Annotated in this window: 19 protein-coding genes and 1 tRNA gene; 9 read left to right on the top strand and 11 right to left on the bottom strand. The window is 66.9% G+C overall.

Translation table 11 applies throughout. The features are described from left to right. Positions 1–96 precede the first annotated feature (96 nt). Positions 97–264: a 50S ribosomal protein L33 gene (rpmG, locus tag CHB77_RS15200; RefSeq protein WP_089389030.1), complete on the top strand. Its 168-nt coding sequence runs from the start codon at positions 97–99 to the stop codon at positions 262–264. A 221-nt stretch (positions 265–485) separates the two neighbouring features. On the opposite strand, the gene CHB77_RS15195 is transcribed toward rpmG, so the two are convergent. Further along, the gene (locus CHB77_RS15195) at positions 486–1,361 is read right to left on the bottom strand and encodes a hypothetical protein (protein ID WP_089389029.1); all 876 of its coding nucleotides are present in this window, start codon (positions 1,359–1,361) and stop codon (positions 486–488) included. Positions 1,362–1,499: 138 nt separating this feature from the next. On the opposite strand from CHB77_RS15195, the gene CHB77_RS15190 reads away from it, so the two are divergent. The 6 genes from CHB77_RS15190 to CHB77_RS15165 all read left to right on the top strand — a co-directional run bounded on the left by CHB77_RS15190 (position 1,500) and on the right by CHB77_RS15165 (position 5,471). Next, positions 1,500–1,574, top strand: a tRNA-Thr gene (locus CHB77_RS15190). 81 nt (positions 1,575–1,655) lie between these two features. Then, positions 1,656–2,573: a manganese-dependent inorganic pyrophosphatase gene (locus tag CHB77_RS15185; protein ID WP_089389028.1), complete on the top strand. Its 918-nt coding sequence runs from the start codon at positions 1,656–1,658 to the stop codon at positions 2,571–2,573. Continuing rightward, the gene (locus CHB77_RS15180; RefSeq protein WP_089389027.1) at positions 2,573–3,442 is read left to right on the top strand and encodes a TIGR01459 family HAD-type hydrolase; all 870 of its coding nucleotides are present in this window, start codon (positions 2,573–2,575) and stop codon (positions 3,440–3,442) included. Before CHB77_RS15185 ends, CHB77_RS15180 begins: the two co-directional genes overlap by 1 nt. A gap of 181 nt (positions 3,443–3,623) precedes the next feature. Beyond that, on the top strand, positions 3,624–4,067 hold the full coding sequence (locus tag CHB77_RS15175; protein WP_089389085.1) for a MaoC family dehydratase: 444 nt from the start codon (positions 3,624–3,626) through the stop codon (positions 4,065–4,067). 34 nt (positions 4,068–4,101) lie between these two features. Then, positions 4,102–5,031 (top strand): bifunctional riboflavin kinase/FAD synthetase, encoded by a 930-nt coding sequence (locus CHB77_RS15170; RefSeq protein ID WP_089389026.1) that lies wholly within the window; start codon positions 4,102–4,104, stop codon positions 5,029–5,031. Further along, positions 5,031–5,471, top strand: a complete 441-nt coding sequence (locus CHB77_RS15165) for a YcgN family cysteine cluster protein (protein WP_089389025.1) — start codon at positions 5,031–5,033, stop codon at positions 5,469–5,471. The genes CHB77_RS15170 and CHB77_RS15165 overlap by 1 nt, the downstream gene beginning before the upstream one ends. A 33-nt stretch (positions 5,472–5,504) precedes the next feature. On the opposite strand, the gene uvrB is transcribed toward CHB77_RS15165, so the two are convergent. The 10 genes from uvrB to coaBC all read right to left on the bottom strand — a co-directional run bounded on the left by uvrB (position 5,505) and on the right by coaBC (position 17,356). Next, positions 5,505–7,691 (bottom strand): excinuclease ABC subunit UvrB, encoded by a 2,187-nt coding sequence (gene uvrB / locus CHB77_RS15160; RefSeq protein ID WP_089389024.1) that lies wholly within the window; start codon positions 7,689–7,691, stop codon positions 5,505–5,507. 81 nt (positions 7,692–7,772) lie between these two features. Further along, a complete protein-coding gene (locus tag CHB77_RS15155; protein WP_089389023.1) occupies positions 7,773–8,987 on the bottom strand; it encodes an NAD(P)/FAD-dependent oxidoreductase in 1,215 nt (404 codons plus the stop codon). A gap of 102 nt (positions 8,988–9,089) precedes the next feature. Continuing rightward, positions 9,090–10,301 carry a cysteine desulfurase gene (locus tag CHB77_RS15150; protein ID WP_089389022.1) on the bottom strand — a complete coding sequence of 404 codons (1,212 nt, stop codon included), beginning with the start codon at positions 10,299–10,301 and terminating at the stop codon, positions 9,090–9,092. After that, positions 10,298–10,888, bottom strand: a complete 591-nt coding sequence (locus CHB77_RS15145; protein WP_165456300.1) for a YIP1 family protein — start codon at positions 10,886–10,888, stop codon at positions 10,298–10,300. Before CHB77_RS15145 ends, CHB77_RS15150 begins: the two co-directional genes overlap by 4 nt. Further along, entirely contained in the window at positions 10,885–11,403 is a 519-nt protein-coding gene (locus tag CHB77_RS15140) for a hypothetical protein (RefSeq protein WP_242626674.1), read from the bottom strand. Before CHB77_RS15140 ends, CHB77_RS15145 begins: the two co-directional genes overlap by 4 nt. Further along, the gene (locus tag CHB77_RS15135) at positions 11,376–12,707 is read right to left on the bottom strand and encodes a SufB/SufD family protein (RefSeq protein WP_089389020.1); all 1,332 of its coding nucleotides are present in this window, start codon (positions 12,705–12,707) and stop codon (positions 11,376–11,378) included. The genes CHB77_RS15140 and CHB77_RS15135 overlap by 28 nt, the downstream gene beginning before the upstream one ends. Continuing rightward, positions 12,707–13,462 carry a Fe-S cluster assembly ATPase SufC gene (gene sufC / locus CHB77_RS15130; protein WP_089389019.1) on the bottom strand — a complete coding sequence of 252 codons (756 nt, stop codon included), beginning with the start codon at positions 13,460–13,462 and terminating at the stop codon, positions 12,707–12,709. Before sufC ends, CHB77_RS15135 begins: the two co-directional genes overlap by 1 nt. Positions 13,463–13,529: 67 nt before the next feature. After that, positions 13,530–15,050, bottom strand: coding sequence for a Fe-S cluster assembly protein SufB (gene sufB / locus CHB77_RS15125; RefSeq protein ID WP_089389018.1), 1,521 nt, complete (start codon positions 15,048–15,050; stop codon positions 13,530–13,532). A 30-nt stretch (positions 15,051–15,080) separates the two neighbouring features. Then, the gene (locus tag CHB77_RS15120; RefSeq protein ID WP_089389017.1) at positions 15,081–16,121 is read right to left on the bottom strand and encodes a cysteine desulfurase family protein; all 1,041 of its coding nucleotides are present in this window, start codon (positions 16,119–16,121) and stop codon (positions 15,081–15,083) included. Continuing rightward, positions 16,118–17,356 (bottom strand): bifunctional phosphopantothenoylcysteine decarboxylase/phosphopantothenate--cysteine ligase CoaBC, encoded by a 1,239-nt coding sequence (gene coaBC, locus CHB77_RS15115; protein ID WP_089389083.1) that lies wholly within the window; start codon positions 17,354–17,356, stop codon positions 16,118–16,120. The genes CHB77_RS15120 and coaBC overlap by 4 nt, the downstream gene beginning before the upstream one ends. Before the next feature lie 123 nt (positions 17,357–17,479). On the opposite strand from coaBC, the gene CHB77_RS15110 reads away from it, so the two are divergent. Both CHB77_RS15110 and CHB77_RS15105 read left to right on the top strand, forming a co-directional pair. Continuing rightward, on the top strand, positions 17,480–18,994 hold the full coding sequence (locus tag CHB77_RS15110; RefSeq protein ID WP_089389016.1) for a YifB family Mg chelatase-like AAA ATPase: 1,515 nt from the start codon (positions 17,480–17,482) through the stop codon (positions 18,992–18,994). A 61-nt stretch (positions 18,995–19,055) separates the two neighbouring features. After that, the gene (locus tag CHB77_RS15105; RefSeq protein ID WP_089389015.1) at positions 19,056–20,453 is read left to right on the top strand and encodes a hypothetical protein; all 1,398 of its coding nucleotides are present in this window, start codon (positions 19,056–19,058) and stop codon (positions 20,451–20,453) included. The last annotated feature ends 116 nt before the right edge of the window (positions 20,454–20,569 follow it).

The raw sequence follows: 20,569 nt of genomic DNA, 5'->3' as shown, positions 1-20,569 counted from the left end.
CGGGTTGACTTCGCCGCATGCCTCGGTAAAAGCCGGGCTTCACACGAATTCCACGGGGTCTGCGCCGCGCGATTGCCCCGAAGCAGGAGCAATGACATGGCCAAGCCGACCACCATCAAGATCCGGCTGAACTCGACCGCCGGCACGGGCCACTTCTACGTGACCAAGAAGAATGCCCGCACCATGACCGAAAAGATGACCGTCCGCAAATTCGACCCGGTCGTGCGCCAGCATGTCGAATACAAGGAAGGCAAGATCAAGTAAGGATCGTGCCGACAAGGCCGGGCGTTCGGGTCCGGCCGGGTTGAAGGGGCGCCGATGGGCGCCCTTTTTGGTTTCCGGAAGATCGAGGGGGCGGCACGGCCGTTCTTGCGCGACGACGGTTCCCGGCGTTCGGAAACCGCCCCAAATCCGGCTGCCTCGGGATCGAACCAAAGGCCGCGGTCCTGGAAGCGGGCCAGGAAGGGACCGCTAGGGTTTCGACCTTACACCAGCACGAACTCTACCCCCGGCAGCACCGCGATTTCGGAAACGTCGGCGTGGTACTGGTCGGTCATCCGGTCCACCATTTCCTGTGTCCAGCCGGGCAGGTCCACGGACTGGTCCAAGGCGTCGGGCACGGCATGATCGCGGATCGCGTGGGACGACAGCGCGCGGCGCTGCGCGACGGTAAGGCGGTCCTGCATCGACAGGGATTCCTTCAACTGCGCCATGCCGGTGTCGGTCAGGATCTCCTCCAGATACATCATCCCGCCGTGCAGGGGCGCATCAGGGGGAATATTGCCGGCCAGGCGCACGATCTCGGGCCAGATCAGGGGCACGTCCTCGTGACACCAGATCACCACGCGGCGTCCGGGAACCGCGCGCAGCAACGCCTGGATCGGGTCGCGCCAGCGCAGATCCAGCGGATGACGCCCCTGCATCAGGACGTGATAGCCCCCGCCGGTAAAGATCGGCAGCACCTCGGCGATCAGGCTGGCGGGGTTGCGGATCGCCAGAAAGAATTCGGCCGTATGATCGGGGAACAGATTGGCCAGCGCCGCCGCCCGCGCGCCCATCTGGGGATACAGCCCCGCCTGCCCCACCGCCCGGCCCGGCGCGCCCATGAAGGTCGGCGTGGAAAACACCGCGCGGTTCGGGGCATCGCCATGCAGCACCGCGTCCAGCATGATCTGCTGCATTTCGGGCGTGGCCTGGCCGCCCTTGAGCGCCATCAGCGCCTCTTCGAACAAGCCGCGATGGCGGTTCGGGGTGATGATGTCGGTGCCCTGCCGCATCAGCACGTCGCGATTGTTCAGCAACGTCTTCAGCAACCGGTCGCCGTCCGTGCCGTGGACCCCCAGGTGAAACACCATCTGCATCGCGAACCCGTACCCCTTGAAACCATGCCATCCGCACAACCTAGCCGGGCAATCGGGCCAGTCAAACCGCTTTCGCCCGATGCCACGGCTTGCAGAAATCGCGTCGGGCCGCTATCTGGTCCAGACAAGGTGCGGCGCGCCGGTTTAGCTCAGCGGTAGAGCAGCGGTTTTGTAAACCGAAGGTCGGGGGTTCAATCCCCTCAACCGGCACCATTCCCCCTCCGCCCTGTTGGACATCCGCCCGGCCCCGGCCTATAAGGCGCGCAAATCCAGACGCTTCATAGGTGCATCAGCATGATTAAGGTCTTTGGCCACACCGCCCCCGACACGGATTCCACCGGATCGCCCATCATCTGGGCCTGGTATCTGTCCGAGGTGCGCAAGACCCCCGCCCAGGCCGTTCTGCTGGGCGAACCGAACAACGAAGCCCTGTGGATGCTGAAACGCTGGAACCTGGACAAGCCGCAGATCATCGCGGACGTGGCGCCGGGCGATCAATGCGTGATCGTGGACACCAACAACCCCGCCGAACTGCCCGCCAGCCTGGACCGGGCCGAGGTGATCGAGATCATCGACCATCACCGGCTGGCGGGCGGCATCACGACGCTGGTGCCCATCAACATCACCGTGCGCCCGCTGGCCTGCACCGCCACCATCATGCACGACCTGATCGCCGACGACATGGACCGCGCCCCCGAAGGGATCCGGGGCGCGATGCTGACCTGCATCCTTTCGGACACGCTGGAATTCCGCAGCCCGACCACCACCGCCCATGACCGCGCCGTGGCCGAACGCCTGGCCGCCGGGCTGGGCATCGACATCACCGACTATGCAACGGAAATGTTCGCGGCCAAGTCCGATGTCAGCGCCTTCACCGACGAGGCGCTGTTGCGGCTGGACAGCAAGGAATACGAGCTGAACGGCAAGCAGTTGCGCATCACGGTGCTGGAAACGACCTCTCCGCAACTGATCCTGGCGCGCAAGGCCGCGCTGCTGGATGCGATGCCCCGCGTCGCGGCCGAAGACGGCGCGGACGCGGTGCTGTGCTTTGTGGTGGACATCCTGCGCAAGGAAGCCACCCTTCTGATCCCCAACGATGACGTGCGCCGCATCGCCGAACGCAGCTTCGGCGTGACGGCGACCGGCGACAGCGTGGTCCTGCCCGGCGTGATGAGCCGCAAGAAGCAGATCATCCCGGTGCTTGCCGTCTGATGAGCCGAATCATCCAGTCGCTGTCGCAGATCGGCGCCGATTACGACGTGCTGTTCTGCGACCTGTGGGGCTGCCTGCACAACGGCAAGCGGCCCTATCCCGCCGCCGTCGCGGCCTTGCAGGCGTTCCGCGCGCAGGGCGGGCGGGTCGTCCTGATGACCAATGCGCCCCGGCCGAACCCCTATGTCATCGCCCAGCTTGACCGCATGGGCGTGCCGCGCGACGCCTGGGACGCCGTGGTCAGTTCGGGCGACGCCGCGCAAGAGGCGATGTTTTCCGGGGCCGTCGGGCGCAAGGTCTGGCATATCGGCACCGACAAGGACGACGGCTTTTTCGACGACATCCCCGCCGAATTCCGGGACGCCCCCGCGATCCGGCGCGTCCCCCTGGATCAGGCCGAGGGGATCGTCGCCACCGGTCCCTTTGACGAACTCACCGAAGCGCCCGCCGATTATCACGATCGGCTGATGGTGGCGCGGGACCGGGGCCTGCCCCTGCTATGCGCCAACCCCGACGTGATCGTGGACATGGGCGAGACGCGCATCTATTGCGCAGGCGCCCTGGCCGAATACTACGAAGGGCTGGGCGGCAGGTCGCTGTATTTCGGCAAGCCGCATCCGCCGATCTATGACCGCGCGCGGCGCCTGCTGGACCTGGGACCGGACGCGCGGATTCTGGCGGTCGGCGACGGCATCTTCACCGACGTGAAGGGCGGGCTGGACCAAGGCATCGACGCGCTGTTCGTGACCGGCGGCCTTGCGGCCGACTCGCTGGGGCCGGATGTCGAAAACCCGGACAATGCCCTGCTGCTGGACTGGTTGGGCGGGCACGCGCTGGCGCCGCAGTTCAGCATCGGCCGGCTGCGCTGACCACCCCTGATCGCAACGGCCCGCGTCCGTCAAACGGCGCGGGCCTTGCCATGTCTGCCGATCCTATCTGCAACAATCTTCTATCTTGATGCGCAGTTTGCGCATTATTATTGCGGATACGCGCTTTCGCTGCTATGCAGCATAAGGCATCCTTGCCGGTCTGGCCCCTGGAATGGAACGCATGTTGGACAACCTGCCCCGCGGAACCATCGTCATCGAGGATCTGGAGGTCGGGATGACCCGGCATCTGCAAAAGATCGTCACCGACCGCGATATCGAACTGTTCGCCCAGGTGTCGACCGACCGCAATCCGGTGCATCTGGACGACGATTACGCCCGCGATACGATCTTCGAAGGCCGCATCGCGCATGGGATGCTGTCGGCGGGGCTGATTTCGGCGGTGATCGGGGAACAGCTTCCCGGCCACGGCACCGTCTATCTGGGCCAGACGCTGAAATTCGTGGCCCCGGTGCGCCCCGGCGACCTGGTTCGGGCCGAGGTGACGGTGGATGCCATCGACCACGCGAAACGGCGGGTCACGCTTGCAACCTGCTGCCTCGTGGGTGATACGGTCGTCCTGAAAGGCGAGGCGGTCGTTCTGGCGCCAAGCCGCAAGTTCGACTGACGGGGCGCGCCGCTGGCCCCAGTGGGGGCACCCTTTGCAGATCCACCGCGACTGGACAGGTCTTCCGGCAAGCGCCCGCGGCGCAACTGTTGCCATGGGCAATTTCGACGGCGTCCACCTGGGCCACCGCACGGTGATCGAGGCGGCGCGCCAGGCGGGCGGCGCGCCGCTGGGCATCGTTACCTTTGAACCCCATCCCCGCCAGTTCTTTGCCCCCGACGCCCCGCCGTTCCGCCTGATGAATTCGGAATCCCGCGCCAATCGCCTGGCCCGCCTGGGGGTTGACCACCTGTATGAACTGCCCTTCGGTCCCGTCCTGGCGGGCCTGTCGCCCGAGGCCTTTGCCCGCGACGTGCTGATGGCCGGGCTTGGCGTCGCCCATGTGACGGTCGGCGCCGATTTCGTCTTTGGCAAGGACCGGGCGGGCCATGTCGCCACCTTGCAGGATCTGGGCCGGGGGTTCGGTTTCGGCGTGACGGCGGTGCCGCTGCTGGGGGATGGCGGGCAGGATTACAGTTCGACCGCGATCCGCCGGTCCTTGACCGAGGGCCGCCCCCGCGACGCCGGACGCATCCTGGGCCACCTGCATCGGATCGAGGGCGAGGTGGTCCACGGCGACAAGCGCGGCCGCGAATTCGGCTGGCCCACCGCCAACATGCGCATGGACGACCTGCACCTGCCCCGCCTTGGCGTCTATGCCGTCGTGGTCGAGGTGCTGACCGGCCCGGATCGTCTGTCCTGCAACGGCGTGGCCAGCCTGGGCGTGCGCCCGATGTTCGGCCGCAACGCCCCCAACCTCGAGGTGCATCTGTTCGACTTCGACGGCGACCTGTACGGCCAGCACCTGTCCGTGGGCCTGGTCGAATTCCTGCGCGACGAGGCCAGGTTCGACAGCGTTCAGACCCTGATCGACCAGATCGCCGCCGATGCCCAACAGGCCCGCGCGGTGCTGGCGGGGGCCTGATGCGCGACCGTTTCTGGGAACTGCCCCTGCCCCAGTTGCAGCCCGACGAATGGGAGGCGCTGTGCGACGGCTGCGGCAAGTGCTGCCTGAACAAGATCGAATACGAGGATACCGGCGATCTGGCCTTTACCCGCGTCGCCTGCAAGCTGCTGGATGGCGACAAATGCCGGTGCAGCAGCTATGCCAACCGCCACGACTATGTTCCCGACTGCGTGGTCCTGACCCCCAGGAAGCTGGCCGAGATCGCCTGGTGGCTGCCCGCCACCTGCGCCTATCGCCTGCGGCACGAAGGGCGGCCCCTGCATGATTGGCACCACCTGATTTCGGGCGACCGCGACACCGTCCACCGCGCCGGGGCCAGCGTCCAGGGCTGGACCGTCAACGAGCTGTCGGTCAACGAGGACGACTGGGAGGATTACATCATCGAAGACCTGTCCTGAACCGCGTCGGCGCCGGAACGTCCGCGGATACCGCTATCGGCGCCGTTTCGACCGCTTGTTGCCGCCGCGCTGCCCGGCGCGGCCCGCCGTGGACCGGCCCGAGGCCTTGACGGCCTCATCGGCCGCGTCCTCGATCACGGACTGGCGTGCCAGGGGATCGTCCGCGACCGCCAGTTCGACGGCTTCCAGCCGTTTCACCTCGTCGCGGATGCGGGCGGCTTCCTCGAATTCCAGATTTTCGGCAGCCTTGCGCATCTGGCCCCGCAGGGCGTCCAGATGGGCAGCCAGGTTTGCGCCCACCATCGGGCGGTCCACCTTGGCCGTGACGCGCGACTGGTCGGTATCGCCCTGCCACAGGCCCGCCAGGACATCCTCGACATTCTTGCGCACGGTCTGGGGGGTGATGCCGTGGGCCTCGTTATAGGCCATCTGCTTCTGGCGCCGACGCTCGGTTTCCGCCATGGCGCGTTCCATGCTGCCGGTGATGCGGTCGCCGTACAGGATGACCCGCCCATCGACGTTCCGCGCCGCGCGCCCGATGGTCTGGATCAGCGACGTTTCGGACCGCAGGAACCCTTCCTTGTCGGCGTCCAGGATCGCCACCAGCCCGCATTCCGGGATGTCCAGCCCCTCGCGCAGCAGGTTGATGCCCACCAGCACGTCAAAGGCACCCAGCCGCAGGTCGCGCAGGATCTCGATCCGCTCGATCGTGTCGATGTCGCTATGCATATAGCGGATGCGGATGCCCTGTTCGTGGAAATATTCGGTCAGATCCTCGGCCATGCGCTTGGTCAGCGTCGTGACCAGCGTGCGCAGGCCCGCCTTGCTGACGCGGCGGATCTCGTCCAGCAGGTCGTCCACCTGCATCTCGACCGGGCGGATCTCGATCTGCGGATCCAGCAACCCGGTGGGACGGATGATCTGTTCGGTGAAAACGCCGCCGGTCTGGTCCATTTCCCATTGCGCGGGGGTCGCCGACACAAAGACCGATTGCGGGCGCATGGCGTCCCATTCCTCGAACTTGAGCGGGCGGTTGTCCATGCAGCTGGGCAGGCGGAACCCGTGTTCGGCCAGCGTGAACTTGCGCCGGAAATCGCCCCGGTACATGCCGCCGATCTGCGGCACGCTGACATGGGATTCGTCGGCAAAGACGATGGCGTTGTCGGGGATGAATTCGAACAGCGTGGGCGGCGGTTCGCCCGGCGCGCGGCCGGTCAGATAGCGGGAATAGTTTTCGATCCCGTTGCAGACGCCGGTGGCCTCCAGCATCTCGATATCGAAAATGGTGCGCTGTTCCAGCCGCTGCGCCTCCAGCAGCTTGCCTTCGTCCACCAGTTGCTTCAGCCGACCCTGCAATTCGGCCTTGATGCCCTTGATCGCCTGCTGAAGCGTCGGCCGCGGCGTGACGTAGTGGCTGTTGGCATAGATGCGGATCTGGCGGAAAGTGTCGGTCTTGGCGCCGGTCAGCGGGTCGAATTCGGTGATCGCCTCCAACTCGTTGCCAAAGAAATCGAACCGCCAGGCGCGGTCGTCCAGGTGGGCGGGCCAGACCTCGACCACGTCGCCGCGCACGCGAAAGCCGCCGCGCTGAAAGGCCGCGTCCAGGCGGCGGTACTGCTGGGCCACCAGCTGGGCCAGGAATTCCCGCTGGTCATAGCTGTCGCCGACCACCATGTCCTGCGTCATCGCCGAATAGGTCTCGACCGAGCCGATGCCATAAATGCAGCTGACCGAGGCCACGATAATCACGTCGTCGCGTTCCAGCAGCGCGCGGGTGGCCGAATGGCGCATCCGGTCGATGGCCTCGTTGATCTGGGATTCCTTTTCGATATAGGTATCCGATCGGGGCACATAGGCCTCGGGCTGGTAATAGTCGTAATAGCTGACGAAGTATTCGACCGCGTTGTCGGGAAAGAAGCCCTTGAATTCGCCGTAAAGCTGGGCGGCCAGCGTCTTGTTGGGCGCCAGGATGATGGCCGGGCGCTGCGTGTCCTCGATCACCTTGGCCATGGTGAAGGTCTTGCCGGTGCCGGTCGCGCCCAGCAGCACCTGATCGCGTTCGCCCGCCCGGACCCCCTGGGCCAGTTCGGCAATGGCCGTCGGCTGGTCGCCCGCCGGTTCGAATTCGGTCTTCAGGACGAAGCGCCGCCCGCCTTCCAGCTTGGGGCGGGTGACTTCGATCGGGCGCGCGACCGGCGCGTTGGTGTTGTTGTGGCCCATCAGGCACCCTTCTGTCGGCAGAGCCTGTAAGGTGTGTCCTGCCGCGCGAAAGTCAACCTTTACCCGGTGAAACGGGGGGCCTTACCGCTTGAACCGCCCCGGCTGCAATTCCGCCCAGCCTTGCCGGCCGTCCATCTCCTCGGCCAGGATTTCCGCCGTGACGGGGCCAAGGGTAAAGCCCTGGTGGCCGTGGCCGAAATGCGCCCAGAGGTTCGGCTGATCGGGCACGCGGCCGATCACCGGCAGCATGTCGGGGATACAGGGGCGGCGGCCGGTCCAGGGTTCGGCCTCGACCGGCTGGCCGATGTCGAACAGCTCGCGCGCGGCCTTTTCGCCGTGCTTCAGTTGCGGCGGCGTCAGGCGCGGGTGGCTGGTCAGTTCGGCCGCCGTGGCGATCCGCAATCCGCGCCGCATCGGCGACAGCACGACCGAGTTGCCGAAATCGGCTATGGGGTGATTGGGCGGCGTGTCCATGCGGTAATGCCGGTGATAACCGCGCTTGAACACCATCGGCACGGTCAGGCCGAACCGTTGCAGCAGCATCGGCGACCAGGGGCCAAGCGCCACGACGGCGTGTTCGCCCGTTTCCTCGCCGACCTTCCAGCCCTTGCCCGCGCGGTGCAGGTCGCCCGCGTCGCCGTTGACGATCCGCCCGCCCTGGCGTTCGAACAGCGCCGCATAGGCCGCCACCAGCCCGCCGGGGTCGGAACAGGCCCAGGCGTCGGCCCAGTGGGTGGCGCCCTCGACCTCGATCTTGATGGCTGGTTCCAGGGCGCGCAGTTCCTTGCCGTCCATCAGCCGCGCTTCGACCCCAAAGTCGTCCAGAAACCGCTTGGCGGCCTTGCGCGCCTTGTCCATGCGAGCGGGGGTGCGATGCACCTCGATATAGCCGTCGCGGCGGATGATGTTGTCGGCGCCCGCAGCGTCGATCAGCGGCGCATGGCGGTCGGTCGATTGGCGGATCAGCTTGCCCCAGACCAGCGTGGCCCGGCGGTGGCCTGCGGGCAGCGAATTCAGGGCATAGGTCCACACCGCGTTCAGTTGCGACAACAGGCCCCCGACGTTCCATTTCACGTCATAGCCCCGGCCAAGCGCGATCTGGATCAGCGCGCCCGGCGCCAGCGGCATGGCATAGGGTTCCACGGCCTCGGTCTGGATCAGACCCGCGTTGCCATAGCTGGTTTCGCGTCCCGGCACGCCGCGTTCGACGATGGTGACGTCATGCCCGCGCGCCTGCAAGGCCAGCCCGGTCGTGACGCCGACCATGCCCGCACCCAGAACCAGAACCTGTGCCATCGCCTTCCCCTGACCGTTGTTCGGTCAGGGATGCCGCATAACCCCGAAATCCGGCAAGACTTATCGCACGATCTTCGGCGACCGTTCGAATCTTTGCACGATTCAGGCGAAAAGGTCGCGGCAGAAGGTCAATCCTTCGACCAATGCATCCACTTCCGCCGTGGTATTGTACATCGCGAATGACGCCCGCGCGCTGGCGGTGATTCCAAAGAACTCCATCAGCGGCATGGCGCAATGGCTGCCTGCGCGCACGGCGATGCCGCGCTTGTCCAGGATGGTGGACAGGTCATGGGCATGGGCGCCCTGCATGGTCATGGAAAAGATCGCGCCCTTGCCGGGCGCGTCGCCCTGGACCTGCAACCAGTTCAGGCTGCGCAGCCGGTCGCGGGCATAGTCGCGCAGGCCGCGTTCATGCGCGGCAATGTTGTCCATCCCCAGATCCATCAGGTATTCCAGGGCCGCGCCAAGGCCGATCTGGTTGACGATGCCGGGCGTTCCCGCCTCGAACCGCAGGGGCGGGTCGGTATAGTCGACACTGTCGCGCGTCACCGTGCGGATCATGTCGCCGCCGCCCAGAAAGGGGCGCATCTCGGCCTGCCGGTCGCGGCGGATCCACATCGCCCCGGACCCCGAGGGGCCGTAGAGCTTGTGCCCGGTGATGCAGTAGAAATCGACGCCGAGCGCGGCCAGATCCACGGGCATATGCACCGCCGCCTGCGATCCGTCCGCCAGCACCGGGACATGGGTGCCGCGCGCGATGGCCCCCACATCGACGATGGTGCCGGTGACGTTCGACATATGGGTGACGGCGACCAGCCTGGTCTTTGGCCCCACGGCGGCCAGAACCTTTTCCGGCGGCAGCGATCCGTCGGGTTCGGGTTCGACCCATTTCAGCACCACTCCCTGCCGTTCGCGCAGGAAATGCCAGGGCACGATGTTGGCGTGGTGTTCCAGCACCGACAGCACGATCTCGTCCCCCGCCCCCATCCGGGGCGCGGCCCAGCCATAGCTGACCAGGTTGATCCCCTCGGTCGAGCCGCTGGTGAAGATCACCTCGTCCTCGTGCGGGGCGTTCAGGAAGCGCGCGATGATCGCGCGGACGCGTTCGTAATTCTCGGTCGCGAGGTTCGACAGGAAATGCAGGCCCCGGTGGACATTGGCGTATTCGCCTTCATAGGCGCGGGCGACCGCGTCGATCACCTGGCGCGGTTTTTGCGCGCTGGCGCCGCTGTCCAGATAGACCAGCGGGCGGTTGTTGACCTGCCGCGACAGGATCGGGAAATCGGCGCGGACGGTGGCGATGTCAAAGCTCATTGCGGCATCTCCGGCAGGATCCCCAGGGCGGCGGCGACGATGGACAGGACGAAGCCTGCCGCGATGGCGGTGCCGATCAGGCCCAGGGCGACCTTGGGCGTGCTGGTGAACCCGTGCAAGGTCTTGGTAAACTGCACGGTCAGCCACAGAAACAGGCCCATCGCCGCGATGCCCAGCATCCCCGCAACGGACGGCAAAACCAGCGACAGCACCAACTGGACGACCTGGACCACCAGCAGCAGAACCTCGATCCAGACGGTCAGCAGCAAGGCATCCTCGAACCGGCCCTGGCCACCGAACATCCGGCCGACCCCGGACATCAGGCCCGCCGCCAGAACGATGGCCGCCATCTGCATTCCCGCCAGAACGATGGGTTGCTGGCTAAGCATGACCACCTGGGTGCCATCCCGAGGCGCGGCGAACAGCGCGGCCGCAAGCCAGGCCAGCAGGGCCGAGACCGACACGGCCGCCAGCAGCGCCATCCAGCGGGCCTGGACCGGCCAGCCCTGCCCCAGCAGCGCACGCGCCGCGCCCTGCGGATCGCGGAACGACAGGCCGATCAGGGCCTTGAAGTCGTCGAAACTCATGCTCGCCTCGCCAGCGCCGCCATTCCGGCGCCCCATATTACAAGAAAACCGGCCCCCGATACCGCCTGCGCGACGGTCAGCGCCGGTCCCGGCCCGATCAGCCCCGCGACCAGTCCCGCCAGCAGCATCGCGGGCGCGACCGCCAGCAAGGACCAGAAAAGCGCCAGCCGCGAATCCCCCGGCGACAGCCGCCAGGGGGACAATCGCGACAGCCCCGAAACCAGGGCCGCCACGGCATAGGCCAGGATCGGCATCATGAACATCACCGCCAACAGCGCCCCGCCCATCCGCGCCTGGAACGGGATGGACGGATCAAGCTGCGCCATCCGCGCATGGGCCGGGGCCTGGGCGATCAGGAAAATCAGCATCGCCGCCATCAGCACCGCCAGCTTCGCGCCTTCCGGCATGGCGGAAAGGCCCCGCACCACCCGGCGCGGCGCCCACCAACTGTGCAGCACGCGGGGCACGATGCCCCCCGGCAGCGACTTTATTGCACCGCGTTCAGCGTCAGCCACACGTCAAGCCGTTCATAGATGCGGTCGCGGATACCGTCGTCCTCGACCTCGGCCAGAGCATCGGCGAGAAAGGACAAGACCAGGAACACGATGGCCCGTTCCCGCGGCACCCCCCGAGAGCGGAGATAGAACAGCGCCTCGTCATCGATGGCGCCGGTGGTCGAGCCGTGCGAGCATTTCACGTCGTCGGCATAGATTTCCAGTTCCGGCTTGGCCAGGAACTGGCTGCGTTCGTCCAGCAGCAGGGCCTGGCTGATCTGATAGCCGTCGGTCTTCTGCGCGCCGGGCCTGACCAGGATCTTGCCCTGGAATACGCCGGTCGCGCCGTTCTTCAGCACCTTCTTGAACACCTGGCGGCTTTCGCAGCGTTCGGCCCCGTGGGTGATGAAGACCGTATCGTCGTGATGGAACGGCGCCCGTTCCCCATCGCCCAAGACGGCGGCGGCGACATGGGCCACGGCATCGTCGCCCGCGATGTCGATGACGGTTTCGTTGCGCATCGTCGTGCCGTTGACCGACAGGGCAAAGGACTTGAACTGCGCCTGCGCCGCGACACGGGCGAAGATGTGGCCGATGCCGACCCTGGGATCGGCCGCGCGCTTCGAGGCGACATGGTGGAACGTGCCGCCTTCGGCCACATCCACCTCGATCACGCTGTTCGAGCGGGCGCCCGACATGCCGGTTTCCAGCAAGGTCAGCTCGGCGCCCCGCTCTATGCGGATGACATGATGCCACATCGCGTCCGCATCGGTCGTGCCGCGGCGGTGAACCACATGGATCGGCTTGGCAGGGGTGGCGGTCACGCGAATCAGCAGGCCGTCGCGCGCATAGGCCGTATTCAGCGCCGCAAAGGGCCGCTTGACGGGCTTCTGGCCCCTGGCCTCCAGCACGCCATACAGATCGCCGGCCCAGCCCTTGCCCGCGTCGGCCTGGGCCAGGGTCGCGATCTCGACGCCCTGCAACGCCAGATCGTCCGAGGCGGCCTTGTCAAAAGCGCCGTCCACGAACACCAGGGTCAGCTTGTCCAAGCCGTCGAACAGCGGCGTTTCGTCCGCCTGCGGGATCGGCAGGGCCGCGGGGGCCGGCGCGTTGAAGCGGCGCGGGTCGGTATAGCGCCAGTATTCGTCGCGCGGACCGGGCAGACCCATCTCGCGCAACCGCGCCGCCGCGTCCTGACGCGCCGCCGCAAAGCCGCCCTGCGGCAGGTTCAGCGCCGCCAGCCGCGCATCAAGCGCGCCGGCAGGCTTCGGCGCCCCTTCGATCGAGGGCGTCTGGTCCTTGGTCCTGACTGCAAGATCCGCCATCAGCGGGCCTCCGACAGCAGATCGCCATAGCCTTCCTGTTCGACCTGCAAGGCCAGTTCCGGCCCGCCGGACTTGACGATGCGGCCGTCGGCCATGATGTGCACCACGTCCGGCTGGATGTGGTTCAGCAGCCGCTGGTAATGGGTGATGACCAGGAAACTGCGGTCCGGGCTGCGCAGCGCGTTCACGCCGTCGGACACCAGCCGCATCGCGTCCACGTCCAGGCCCGAATCCGTTTCGTCCATGATGCACATGCGCGGTTCCAGCATGGCCATTTGCAGGATCTCGTTGCGCTTTTTCTCGCCGCCCGAAAAGCCCACGTTGACCGGGCGCTTCAGCATGTCGGGGCTGATCTGCAATTCCGCCGCCTTGGCGCGCACCAGTTTCAGGAAATCGCCCGAGGACAGCTCGTCCTGCCCGCGCGCCTTGCGCTGCGCGTTCACCGCCGTCCGCAGAAAGGTCATGTTGCCCACGCCGGGGATCTCGACCGGATACTGGAAGGCCAGGAACAGGCCCGCAGCGGCGCGTTCCTCGGGTTCCATGTCCAGCAGGCTTTCGCCGTCCAGGCTGGCCGATCCTTCGGTGACGTCATAGCCGTCGCGGCCCGACAGGACATAGGACAGCGTGGATTTGCCCGACCCGTTCGGACCCATGATGGCATGGACCTGACCGGCCGGAACCTCCAGCGACAGACCCTTCAGGATCTGCTTGTCCTCTTCCTCGAGCTTGACGTGCAAGTTGTCGATTTTCAGCATCTTTTCCTCATTAGATGGTGGCGGCGGTGCCAGCCGTCCGGCACCATCATCAAATTGTTTTCCGCGGTCAGCCGACCGAGCCTTCCAGCGAAATGGCGACCAGCGACTGCGCCTCCATGGCGAATTCCATGGGCAGCGCCTGCAAGACCTCGCGGCAGAAACCGTTGACGACCAGGGCCACGGCCTCCTCCTCGTCCATGCCGCGGCTGCGGCAATAGAACAGCTGGTCGTCATCGACCTTGCTGGTCGTGGCCTCGTGTTCCACGCGGCTGGAGGTGTTCTTGACCTCGATATAGGGCACGGTATGCGCGCCGCACTTGTCGCCGATCAGCAGGCTGTCGCACTGGGTATAGTTGCGGCTGTTGGCCGCGCGCGGGTGCATCGACACCAGCCCGCGATAGGTGTTCTGCGCGCGGCCCGCAGAAATTCCTTTGGAAACAATGCGCGACCGGGTATTCCTGCCAAGATGGATCATCTTGGTTCCGGTATCGGCCTGCTGCATGTTGTTGGCGATGGCGATGGAATAGAACTCGCCCTGGGATTCGTCGCCGCGCAGGATGCAGGACGGATATTTCCAGGTGATCGCCGATCCCGTTTCCACCTGCGTCCACATCACCTTGGCCCGCGCCTCGCGGCAGTCGGCGCGCTTGGTGACGAAGTTATAGATGCCGCCGCGGCCTTCCTCGTCGCCGGGAAACCAGTTCTGGACGGTCGAGTATTTCACCTCGGCATCTTGCAGGATGACGATTTCCACGACCGCCGCGTGAAGCTGGTTCGTGTCGCGCTTGGGCGCCGTGCAGCCTTCCAGATAGCTGACATAAGACCCTTGATCGGCAATGATAAGCGTGCGTTCGAACTGACCGGTGTTTTCCGCGTTGATGCGGAAATAGGTGGACAGTTCCATCGGGCATGTCACCCCCTTGGGAACATAGACGAATGACCCGTCCGAAAACACCGCGCTGTTCAGCGTGGCGAAGAAGTTGTCCGATTGCGGCACCACGCTGCCCAGATACTTCTTTACCAGTTCGGGATGCTCGCGGATCGCCTCGCTGATCGAACAGAAGATCACGCCCGCCTTGGCCAGCTCGTCCTTGAAGGTCGTGCCCACCGACACGGAATCGAACACCGCATCGACGGCCACCCGGCGCCCCTCTGCGGGCGCATCCTCGGCGCCCTCTACCCCGGCCAGGATCATCTGCTCCTTCAGCGGGATACCCAGCTTTTCATAGGTGGCCAGCAGCTTGGGGTCCACCTCGTCCAGCGACTTGGGCTTGACCTCCATGCTTTTGGGGCGGGCATAGTAATACTGGTCCTGATAGTCGATGACCGGATAGTTCAGCATCGCCCATTTCGGCTCGGTCATGGTCTGCCAGCGGCGGAACGCCTCCAGCCGCCATTCCAGCATCCACTGGGGTTCTTCGTTCTTTTGCGAAATCAGGCGGACGATGTCCTCGTTTAGCCCCTTGGGGGCATAGTCCATCTCGATCTCGGTATCCCAGCCGTACTTGTAGCTGCCCATGTTCTGCACGGTTTCGACCGTCTCGCGGTCAACGCCCTCGCGCACGTCAAGATCGATGGTTGCGGTCATTCCAAGTCCTTCCTCGGGCCGGGTGGTGGCCTAGCCGTTCCGTTCGCGCCAGCGTGAATACGCGCTTTCCCACGCATCCGCAAATCGGTTCACCTGATCGTCGCCCAAAGCCGGGCTTATGGAAATCCGAATTGCCGACTGCGCGGCCTTATCGTCGAAACCCATCGCTTGCAAAACGCCGCTGGCCCGGACCTTGCCCGAGGAACAGGCCGACCCTGCCGAGATCGCAAAGCCCGCCAGATCCATCTGCATGACCTGGGTTTCACCCTTCCAGACCGATGTAAGAAGGCAGGTGGTGTTCGGCAAGCGCCTGGCGCCCTTTCCGGCGATCATCGCACCCGGCGCTGCGGCCAGCAGCCGATCCTCCAACGCGTCGCGGCGCGCGGCCACCTGATCCCACAGGCCCTCGTCCAGTTCGCGCTGTGCGGCGGCGGCGGCGGCGGCAAAGCCGAGAATGCCGATCAGATTCTCGGTCCCGCCGCGCCGACCCTGTTCCTGGCCGCCGCCGCGAATTATCGCCTGGACATCGGTGCCGCGCTTGACGATCAGCGCGCCGACGCCCTTGGGACCGCCCAGCTTGTGCGCGCTGACAAAGCCCGCCGTGACGCCCAGCCAGTTGAAGGCAAAGGGCACCTTGCCGAACGCTTGGGTCAGGTCGCTGGACCCCAGCCCCTCCGGCAGCGTCTGGATGACGCCGGTTTCGTTGTTGGCCAGTTGCAGGCTGGCCTGTGCGGGATCGGTCACGGTGACGATGCCGTCGCGGTTCACCGCCAGATCCTGATCGCACCAGACCTTGATCGCGCTGTGTTCGACCGGCGCGCAATGGATGCCCCGGCCCGCCAGCACCATGGCCGCAGCCTCGGTCGTGCCCGAGGTGAAGATCACGTCCGCGCCCTCCGCCCCCAGGGCGGCCGCCAGTTCTTCGCGGGCGCGTTCCATCGCCATCTTGGCCGCCCGCCCTTCGGTATGGACGGACGACGGGTTGCCCACGATCTCCATTCCCTCGCGCATCGCGGCCTTGGCCTCGGGGCGCAGGGGGGTGGTGGCGTTCCAGTCCAGATAGGTTCTCATCCCAGGGCGTCCGCGATCTTTTGGGCCAGCTTGCGGGCCACGGCGTCCTTGGCCATCCGGGGCCAGTCCTCGGCCCCTTCCTCGGTGATGACGGTGACGGCGTTTTCCGTGCCGCCCATGATGGCGGTGCCTTCGCTGACATCGTTGGCGACAATCCAGTCGCAGCCCTTGCGCAGCCGCTTGTCGGTGGCATGGGCCACCACGTCGTTGGTTTCGGCGGCAAAGCCCACGACCAGCCGGGGGCGGCGGGCATCCGGCTGGCTGATCCAGGCCAGGATGTCGGGATTTTCGGTCATTTCCAGCGATGGCGGCTTGCCGGTCCCATCCTTCTTCAGCTTCCGGGCCGACGAATTGCGGATCCGCCAGTCCGCCACCGCCGCCGCCATCACCGCCGCATCGGCAGGCAGCGCCGATTCCACCGCATCGCGCATCTGCCGGGCGGTCTGGACGCGGATCACCTCGACTCCTTCCGGCGGCGGAACCTCGGCCGGGCCGGTGACGAAACTGACCCGTGCGCCCAGATCGCGCAGCGCGGCGGCGATCGCGGCCCCCTGCGCGCCCGAGGATCGGTTGGCGATGTAACGCACCGGATCGATGGGTTCATGCGTCGGACCGGATGTGACGATCACATGCCGTCCCGACAGCGCGCCCGGCCGGACCTGCGCTTCGGGCAGCAGCTTCAGCGGTGCCTGGGGGGCCAGTTCCGCGCGGATCGCGGCCAGGATCGCCTCGGGTTCCGACATCCGGCCCGTGCCGTATTCCCCGCAGGCCATGTCGCCGTCCTCGGGACCGACACACAGGATGCCGTCGTCGCGCAAGGTCCGCAGGTTGCGCTGGGTCGCGGGATGATGCCACATCCGCACGTTCATCGCGGGCGCGACCAGAACCCGCTTGTCGGTGGCCAGCAGCAGGGTGGACGCCAGATCGTCCGCCAGTCCCTGCGCCATCTTGGCCAGCAGATCGGCCGTGGCGGGGGCCACCACCACCAGGTCGGCGTTGCGCGACAGCTGGATATGGCCGATCTCGGCCTCGGCCGCGATGTCCCACAGGCCCTCGTGCGCGGCCTCTCCGGCCAGAACCGATACCGTCATCGCGGTGGTGAACTGTGCGCCCGCCTGCGTCAGGACCGGGGTCACGGCGGCGCCCTCGGCCCGGATCAGGCGGATCAGCCGGGGGATCTTCATGGCCGCGATGCCGCCGCCGACGATCAACAGGATGCGCTTGCCGTTCATCATGGTCCCTTGATAATACGCGCCGGACACATAGCCACCCCTTGTCGCTGCCGCAACCGATCCGGCCCGTTAACCATTCCTTAAATCCGGCGCGTTAACCATCCCCCAGAGATTGAAGGGGATGCCATGGTCGCGATCGCCTATTCGGTCGCGTTCGAGGGGATCGAGGCGCGTCTGGTCGAGGTTCAGTGTTCGGTCGCGGCGGGCCTGCCCGGCTTTGCCATCGTCGGCCTGCCCGACAAGGCCGTCACCGAGGCGCGCGAACGCGTCAAGGCGGCGTTCGGCGCGCTGTCCATCGCCATGCCGAACCGCCGCCTGACCGTGAACCTGTCGCCCGCCGACCTGCCCAAGGAGGGGTCGCATTTCGACCTTCCCATCGCCCTGGCGATCCTGGCCGCGTTGGAAATCATTCCGAACGACGAACTGTCGCGCTGCGTGGCGCTGGGCGAACTGGCGCTGGACGGGCGGCTGGTCGCGGTGACGGGCGCCCTGCCCGCCGCCATGGCCGCGGCCGAGGATGACCGGGCGCTGATCTGCCCGCGCGCCTGCGGGCCGGAAGCCGCCTGGGTCGATTCCGTCCCGGTGCTGGCCCCCGCCACCCTGCGCGAGGTGATCGACCACCTGACCGACCGCGCGCCCCTGTCCCGCTCGCAACCCGGCATGATCGACGGCGCGATCACCGGCGGCTGCCTGTCCGAGGTGAAGGGCCAGGAACGCGCCAAGCGCGCCCTGGAAATCGCCGCCGCCGGGCGTCACCACCTGCTGATGGTCGGGCCTCCGGGCGCGGGCAAGTCGATGCTGGCCGCCCGCCTGCCCGGCCTGATGCCGCCCCTGGGCGCGGCCGAGGCCCTGGAAACGTCGATGATCCATTCGCTGGCGGGCACGCTGGACGATGGCGGCATATCCCGCCGCGCGCCGTTCCGCGAACCGCACCACACCGCGTCCATGGCCGCCATCGTCGGCGGCGGGCGCGGCGCCAAGCCGGGAGAGATCAGCCTGGCCCATAACGGCGTCCTGTTCATGGACGAATTCCCCGAATTCCCCCGGCAGGTGCTGGAAACCCTGCGCCAGCCCATCGAGACCGGAGAGGTCGTGGTCGCCCGCGCCAACGCCCATATCCGATACCCGTGCCGCTTCCTGCTGATCGCCGCCGCCAACCCCTGCCGCTGCGGCTATCTGGCCGACGCCGCCCGCGCCTGTTCGCGCGCGCCGGTGTGCGGCGGCGATTACATGGGCAAGATTTCCGGCCCGCTGATGGACCGCTTCGACCTGCGGCTGGAGGTTCCGGCGGTCGGCTTCATGGACCTGGAACTGCCTTCGGGCGGGGACACGTCCGCGCAGGTCGCCGCGCGGGTGGCGGCGGCGCGCGACGTGCAGGCGGCGCGGTTCCGCGATCACCGCCAAGTGCGCGTCAATGCCGAGGCCGCGGGCGGCCTGCTGGACCGGATCGCCGCGCCGGACGACGAAGGCCGGGCGCTGATCCTGAGGGCGTCCGAACGGCTGGGCCTGACCGCGCGCGGCTATCACCGCATCCTGCGCACCGCCCGCACCATCGCCGACCTGGCCGGATCCGCCGCCGTGCGCGCGCCCCATCTGGCCGAGGCGATCAGCTATCGCCTGCCATTCGTCGCGGGCGGGTGACGAATTGCGCGTCCTGCAAGGCGGGGCTATGGCAGGCTGACCGGCCAAGGCAGGAGTCGCCATGCCCCCACGCAGCGCCCAGATCGGCGGCATTCTGACGGCCTGCGCGTTGCTGGCGACAATCCCGCATCAATACGGGGCGGGACAGGGCATGGCGATCATCGCGGCACTGCTGCTGATCGCGGCCCTGGCGTTGTTTTCGCTGACCCAGCCCCTATCCCGGCTGGCCTTTGTCGTCGTGGGCGTCGCCCTGATCGCCTGGGCGGCCGCGACCCGGCCCGACTGGGCGCAGGCCACGCTGACCGCCCTGACGCGCGGCGGCTTCATCATCGCGCTGTTCACGGCGCTGTCCGCCCTGCGCAGCGCGGCCATGGGGTCGCAGGCGATCCTGGAATGCGGGCGCTTTCTGGCCCGCCAGCCGCCGGGGCGCCGCTATCTGGCGCTGACGCTGGGCGGGCACCTGTTCGGGCTGATCCTGCTGTATGGCGCGATCTCTCTGCTGGGCGGGCTTGCCGCCGAAAGCACCGCGCGCGAGGGCAACGAGGAGTTGCGCCGCCACCGCCTGCGCCGGATGCTGGTGGCGGTTCAACGGGGCTTTGCCTCGACGCTGTGCTGGTCGCCCATGGCCTTGTCGATGGCCGTTACCCTGTCGGTGGTAAAGGGCGCCTCGTGGTCGGGGGCGGCCGCGTTCTGCATGGTCGGCACCGCGCTGATGATCGGCATCGGCTGGGGACTGGACACGATCTTCAAGCCGCGGCTTTCCGCCCCGCCTCCGATGCGCATGGCCGAAACCGACGGTTGGCTGCTGCGCCTGCGCCCGCTGCTGGTGCTGCTGGCCGTCGTGGTCGGCGGCGTCTTGGCGCTGCATCTGGCCACCGGCGTGGCCGTCACCGGCGCGGTCATGACAATGGTGCCGCTGGTCGCGATGGCCTGGGTGCTGGTCCAGCCCCCCGCCCCCGGCGGGCGCGTCGCCACCCTGGCCGCCCGCATCGGCCGGTTCGCCGCCCGCGACCTGGCGAATTACCGGGGCGAGATCGTTCTGTTGTTCATGGCGGGCTTTATCGGCAGCCTGGGATCCTGGCTGCTGGTGCCGATCATGCAGGCACATGGGCCGGACATGTCGGCGATCCCGCCCATGGTGATTCTGGCGGGTCTGATCTGGATCATCCCGCTGACCGGGCAGATCGGCATGAACCCGATTCTGGCCGTGTCGCTGCTGGTGCCGCTGTTGCCCGCGCCCGCCGTTCTGGGTGTCCACCCCACCGCCATGGTCATCGCCATCACCGGGGGATGGGCGATCAGCGGCAACACCTCGCCGTTCACGGCATCGGTGCTGCTGGTGGGCAAGCTGGGCGGGGTCGAGGCCCGCCATGCCGGAATGGCATGGAACGGACTTTACGCCTTGGCCACCGCCACGGCCCTGACTCTGTGGGTGCTGATCGCCGCGACCCTTCTGTAGGGGCCGCGGCGCTCCGTCTCACTCCACCTCGACCAACAAATCCTTTGCGTCGATCTGTTCTCCTGGTTTGACGTGGATGGCCTTGACGGTGCCGTCGCGGTCGGCGTGCAGGGCGG

Source organism: Paracoccus sediminis (assembly GCF_900188295.1).
GTDB lineage: Bacteria > Pseudomonadota > Alphaproteobacteria > Rhodobacterales > Rhodobacteraceae > Paracoccus > Paracoccus sediminis.
The sequence above is the reverse complement of the archived record's forward strand: the minus strand, read 5'-3'. Positions and strand labels throughout refer to the sequence as shown.

Excerpts from the sequence above, each read along its gene's own strand:
- rpmG (WP_089389030.1), top strand. The coding sequence starts at position 97 with ATGGCCAAGCCGACCACCATCAAGATCCGGCTGAACTCGACCGCCGGC.
- CHB77_RS15195 (WP_089389029.1), bottom strand. The coding sequence starts at position 1,361 with ATGCAGATGGTGTTTCACCTGGGGGTCCACGGCACGGACGGCGACCGG.
- CHB77_RS15185 (WP_089389028.1), top strand. The coding sequence starts at position 1,656 with ATGATTAAGGTCTTTGGCCACACCGCCCCCGACACGGATTCCACCGGA.
- CHB77_RS15180 (WP_089389027.1), top strand. The coding sequence starts at position 2,573 with ATGAGCCGAATCATCCAGTCGCTGTCGCAGATCGGCGCCGATTACGAC.
- CHB77_RS15175 (WP_089389085.1), top strand. The coding sequence starts at position 3,624 with ATGTTGGACAACCTGCCCCGCGGAACCATCGTCATCGAGGATCTGGAG.
- CHB77_RS15165 (WP_089389025.1), top strand. The coding sequence starts at position 5,031 with ATGCGCGACCGTTTCTGGGAACTGCCCCTGCCCCAGTTGCAGCCCGAC.
- uvrB (WP_089389024.1), bottom strand. The coding sequence starts at position 7,691 with ATGGGCCACAACAACACCAACGCGCCGGTCGCGCGCCCGATCGAAGTC.
- CHB77_RS15155 (WP_089389023.1), bottom strand. The coding sequence starts at position 8,987 with ATGGCACAGGTTCTGGTTCTGGGTGCGGGCATGGTCGGCGTCACGACC.
- CHB77_RS15150 (WP_089389022.1), bottom strand. The coding sequence starts at position 10,301 with ATGAGCTTTGACATCGCCACCGTCCGCGCCGATTTCCCGATCCTGTCG.
- CHB77_RS15145 (WP_165456300.1), bottom strand. The coding sequence starts at position 10,888 with ATGAGTTTCGACGACTTCAAGGCCCTGATCGGCCTGTCGTTCCGCGAT.
- CHB77_RS15135 (WP_089389020.1), bottom strand. The coding sequence starts at position 12,707 with ATGGCGGATCTTGCAGTCAGGACCAAGGACCAGACGCCCTCGATCGAA.
- sufC (WP_089389019.1), bottom strand. The coding sequence starts at position 13,462 with ATGCTGAAAATCGACAACTTGCACGTCAAGCTCGAGGAAGAGGACAAG.
- sufB (WP_089389018.1), bottom strand. The coding sequence starts at position 15,050 with ATGACCGCAACCATCGATCTTGACGTGCGCGAGGGCGTTGACCGCGAG.
- CHB77_RS15120 (WP_089389017.1), bottom strand. The coding sequence starts at position 16,121 with ATGAGAACCTATCTGGACTGGAACGCCACCACCCCCCTGCGCCCCGAG.
- coaBC (WP_089389083.1), bottom strand. The coding sequence starts at position 17,356 with ATGATGAACGGCAAGCGCATCCTGTTGATCGTCGGCGGCGGCATCGCG.
- CHB77_RS15110 (WP_089389016.1), top strand. The coding sequence starts at position 17,480 with ATGGTCGCGATCGCCTATTCGGTCGCGTTCGAGGGGATCGAGGCGCGT.
- CHB77_RS15105 (WP_089389015.1), top strand. The coding sequence starts at position 19,056 with ATGCCCCCACGCAGCGCCCAGATCGGCGGCATTCTGACGGCCTGCGCG.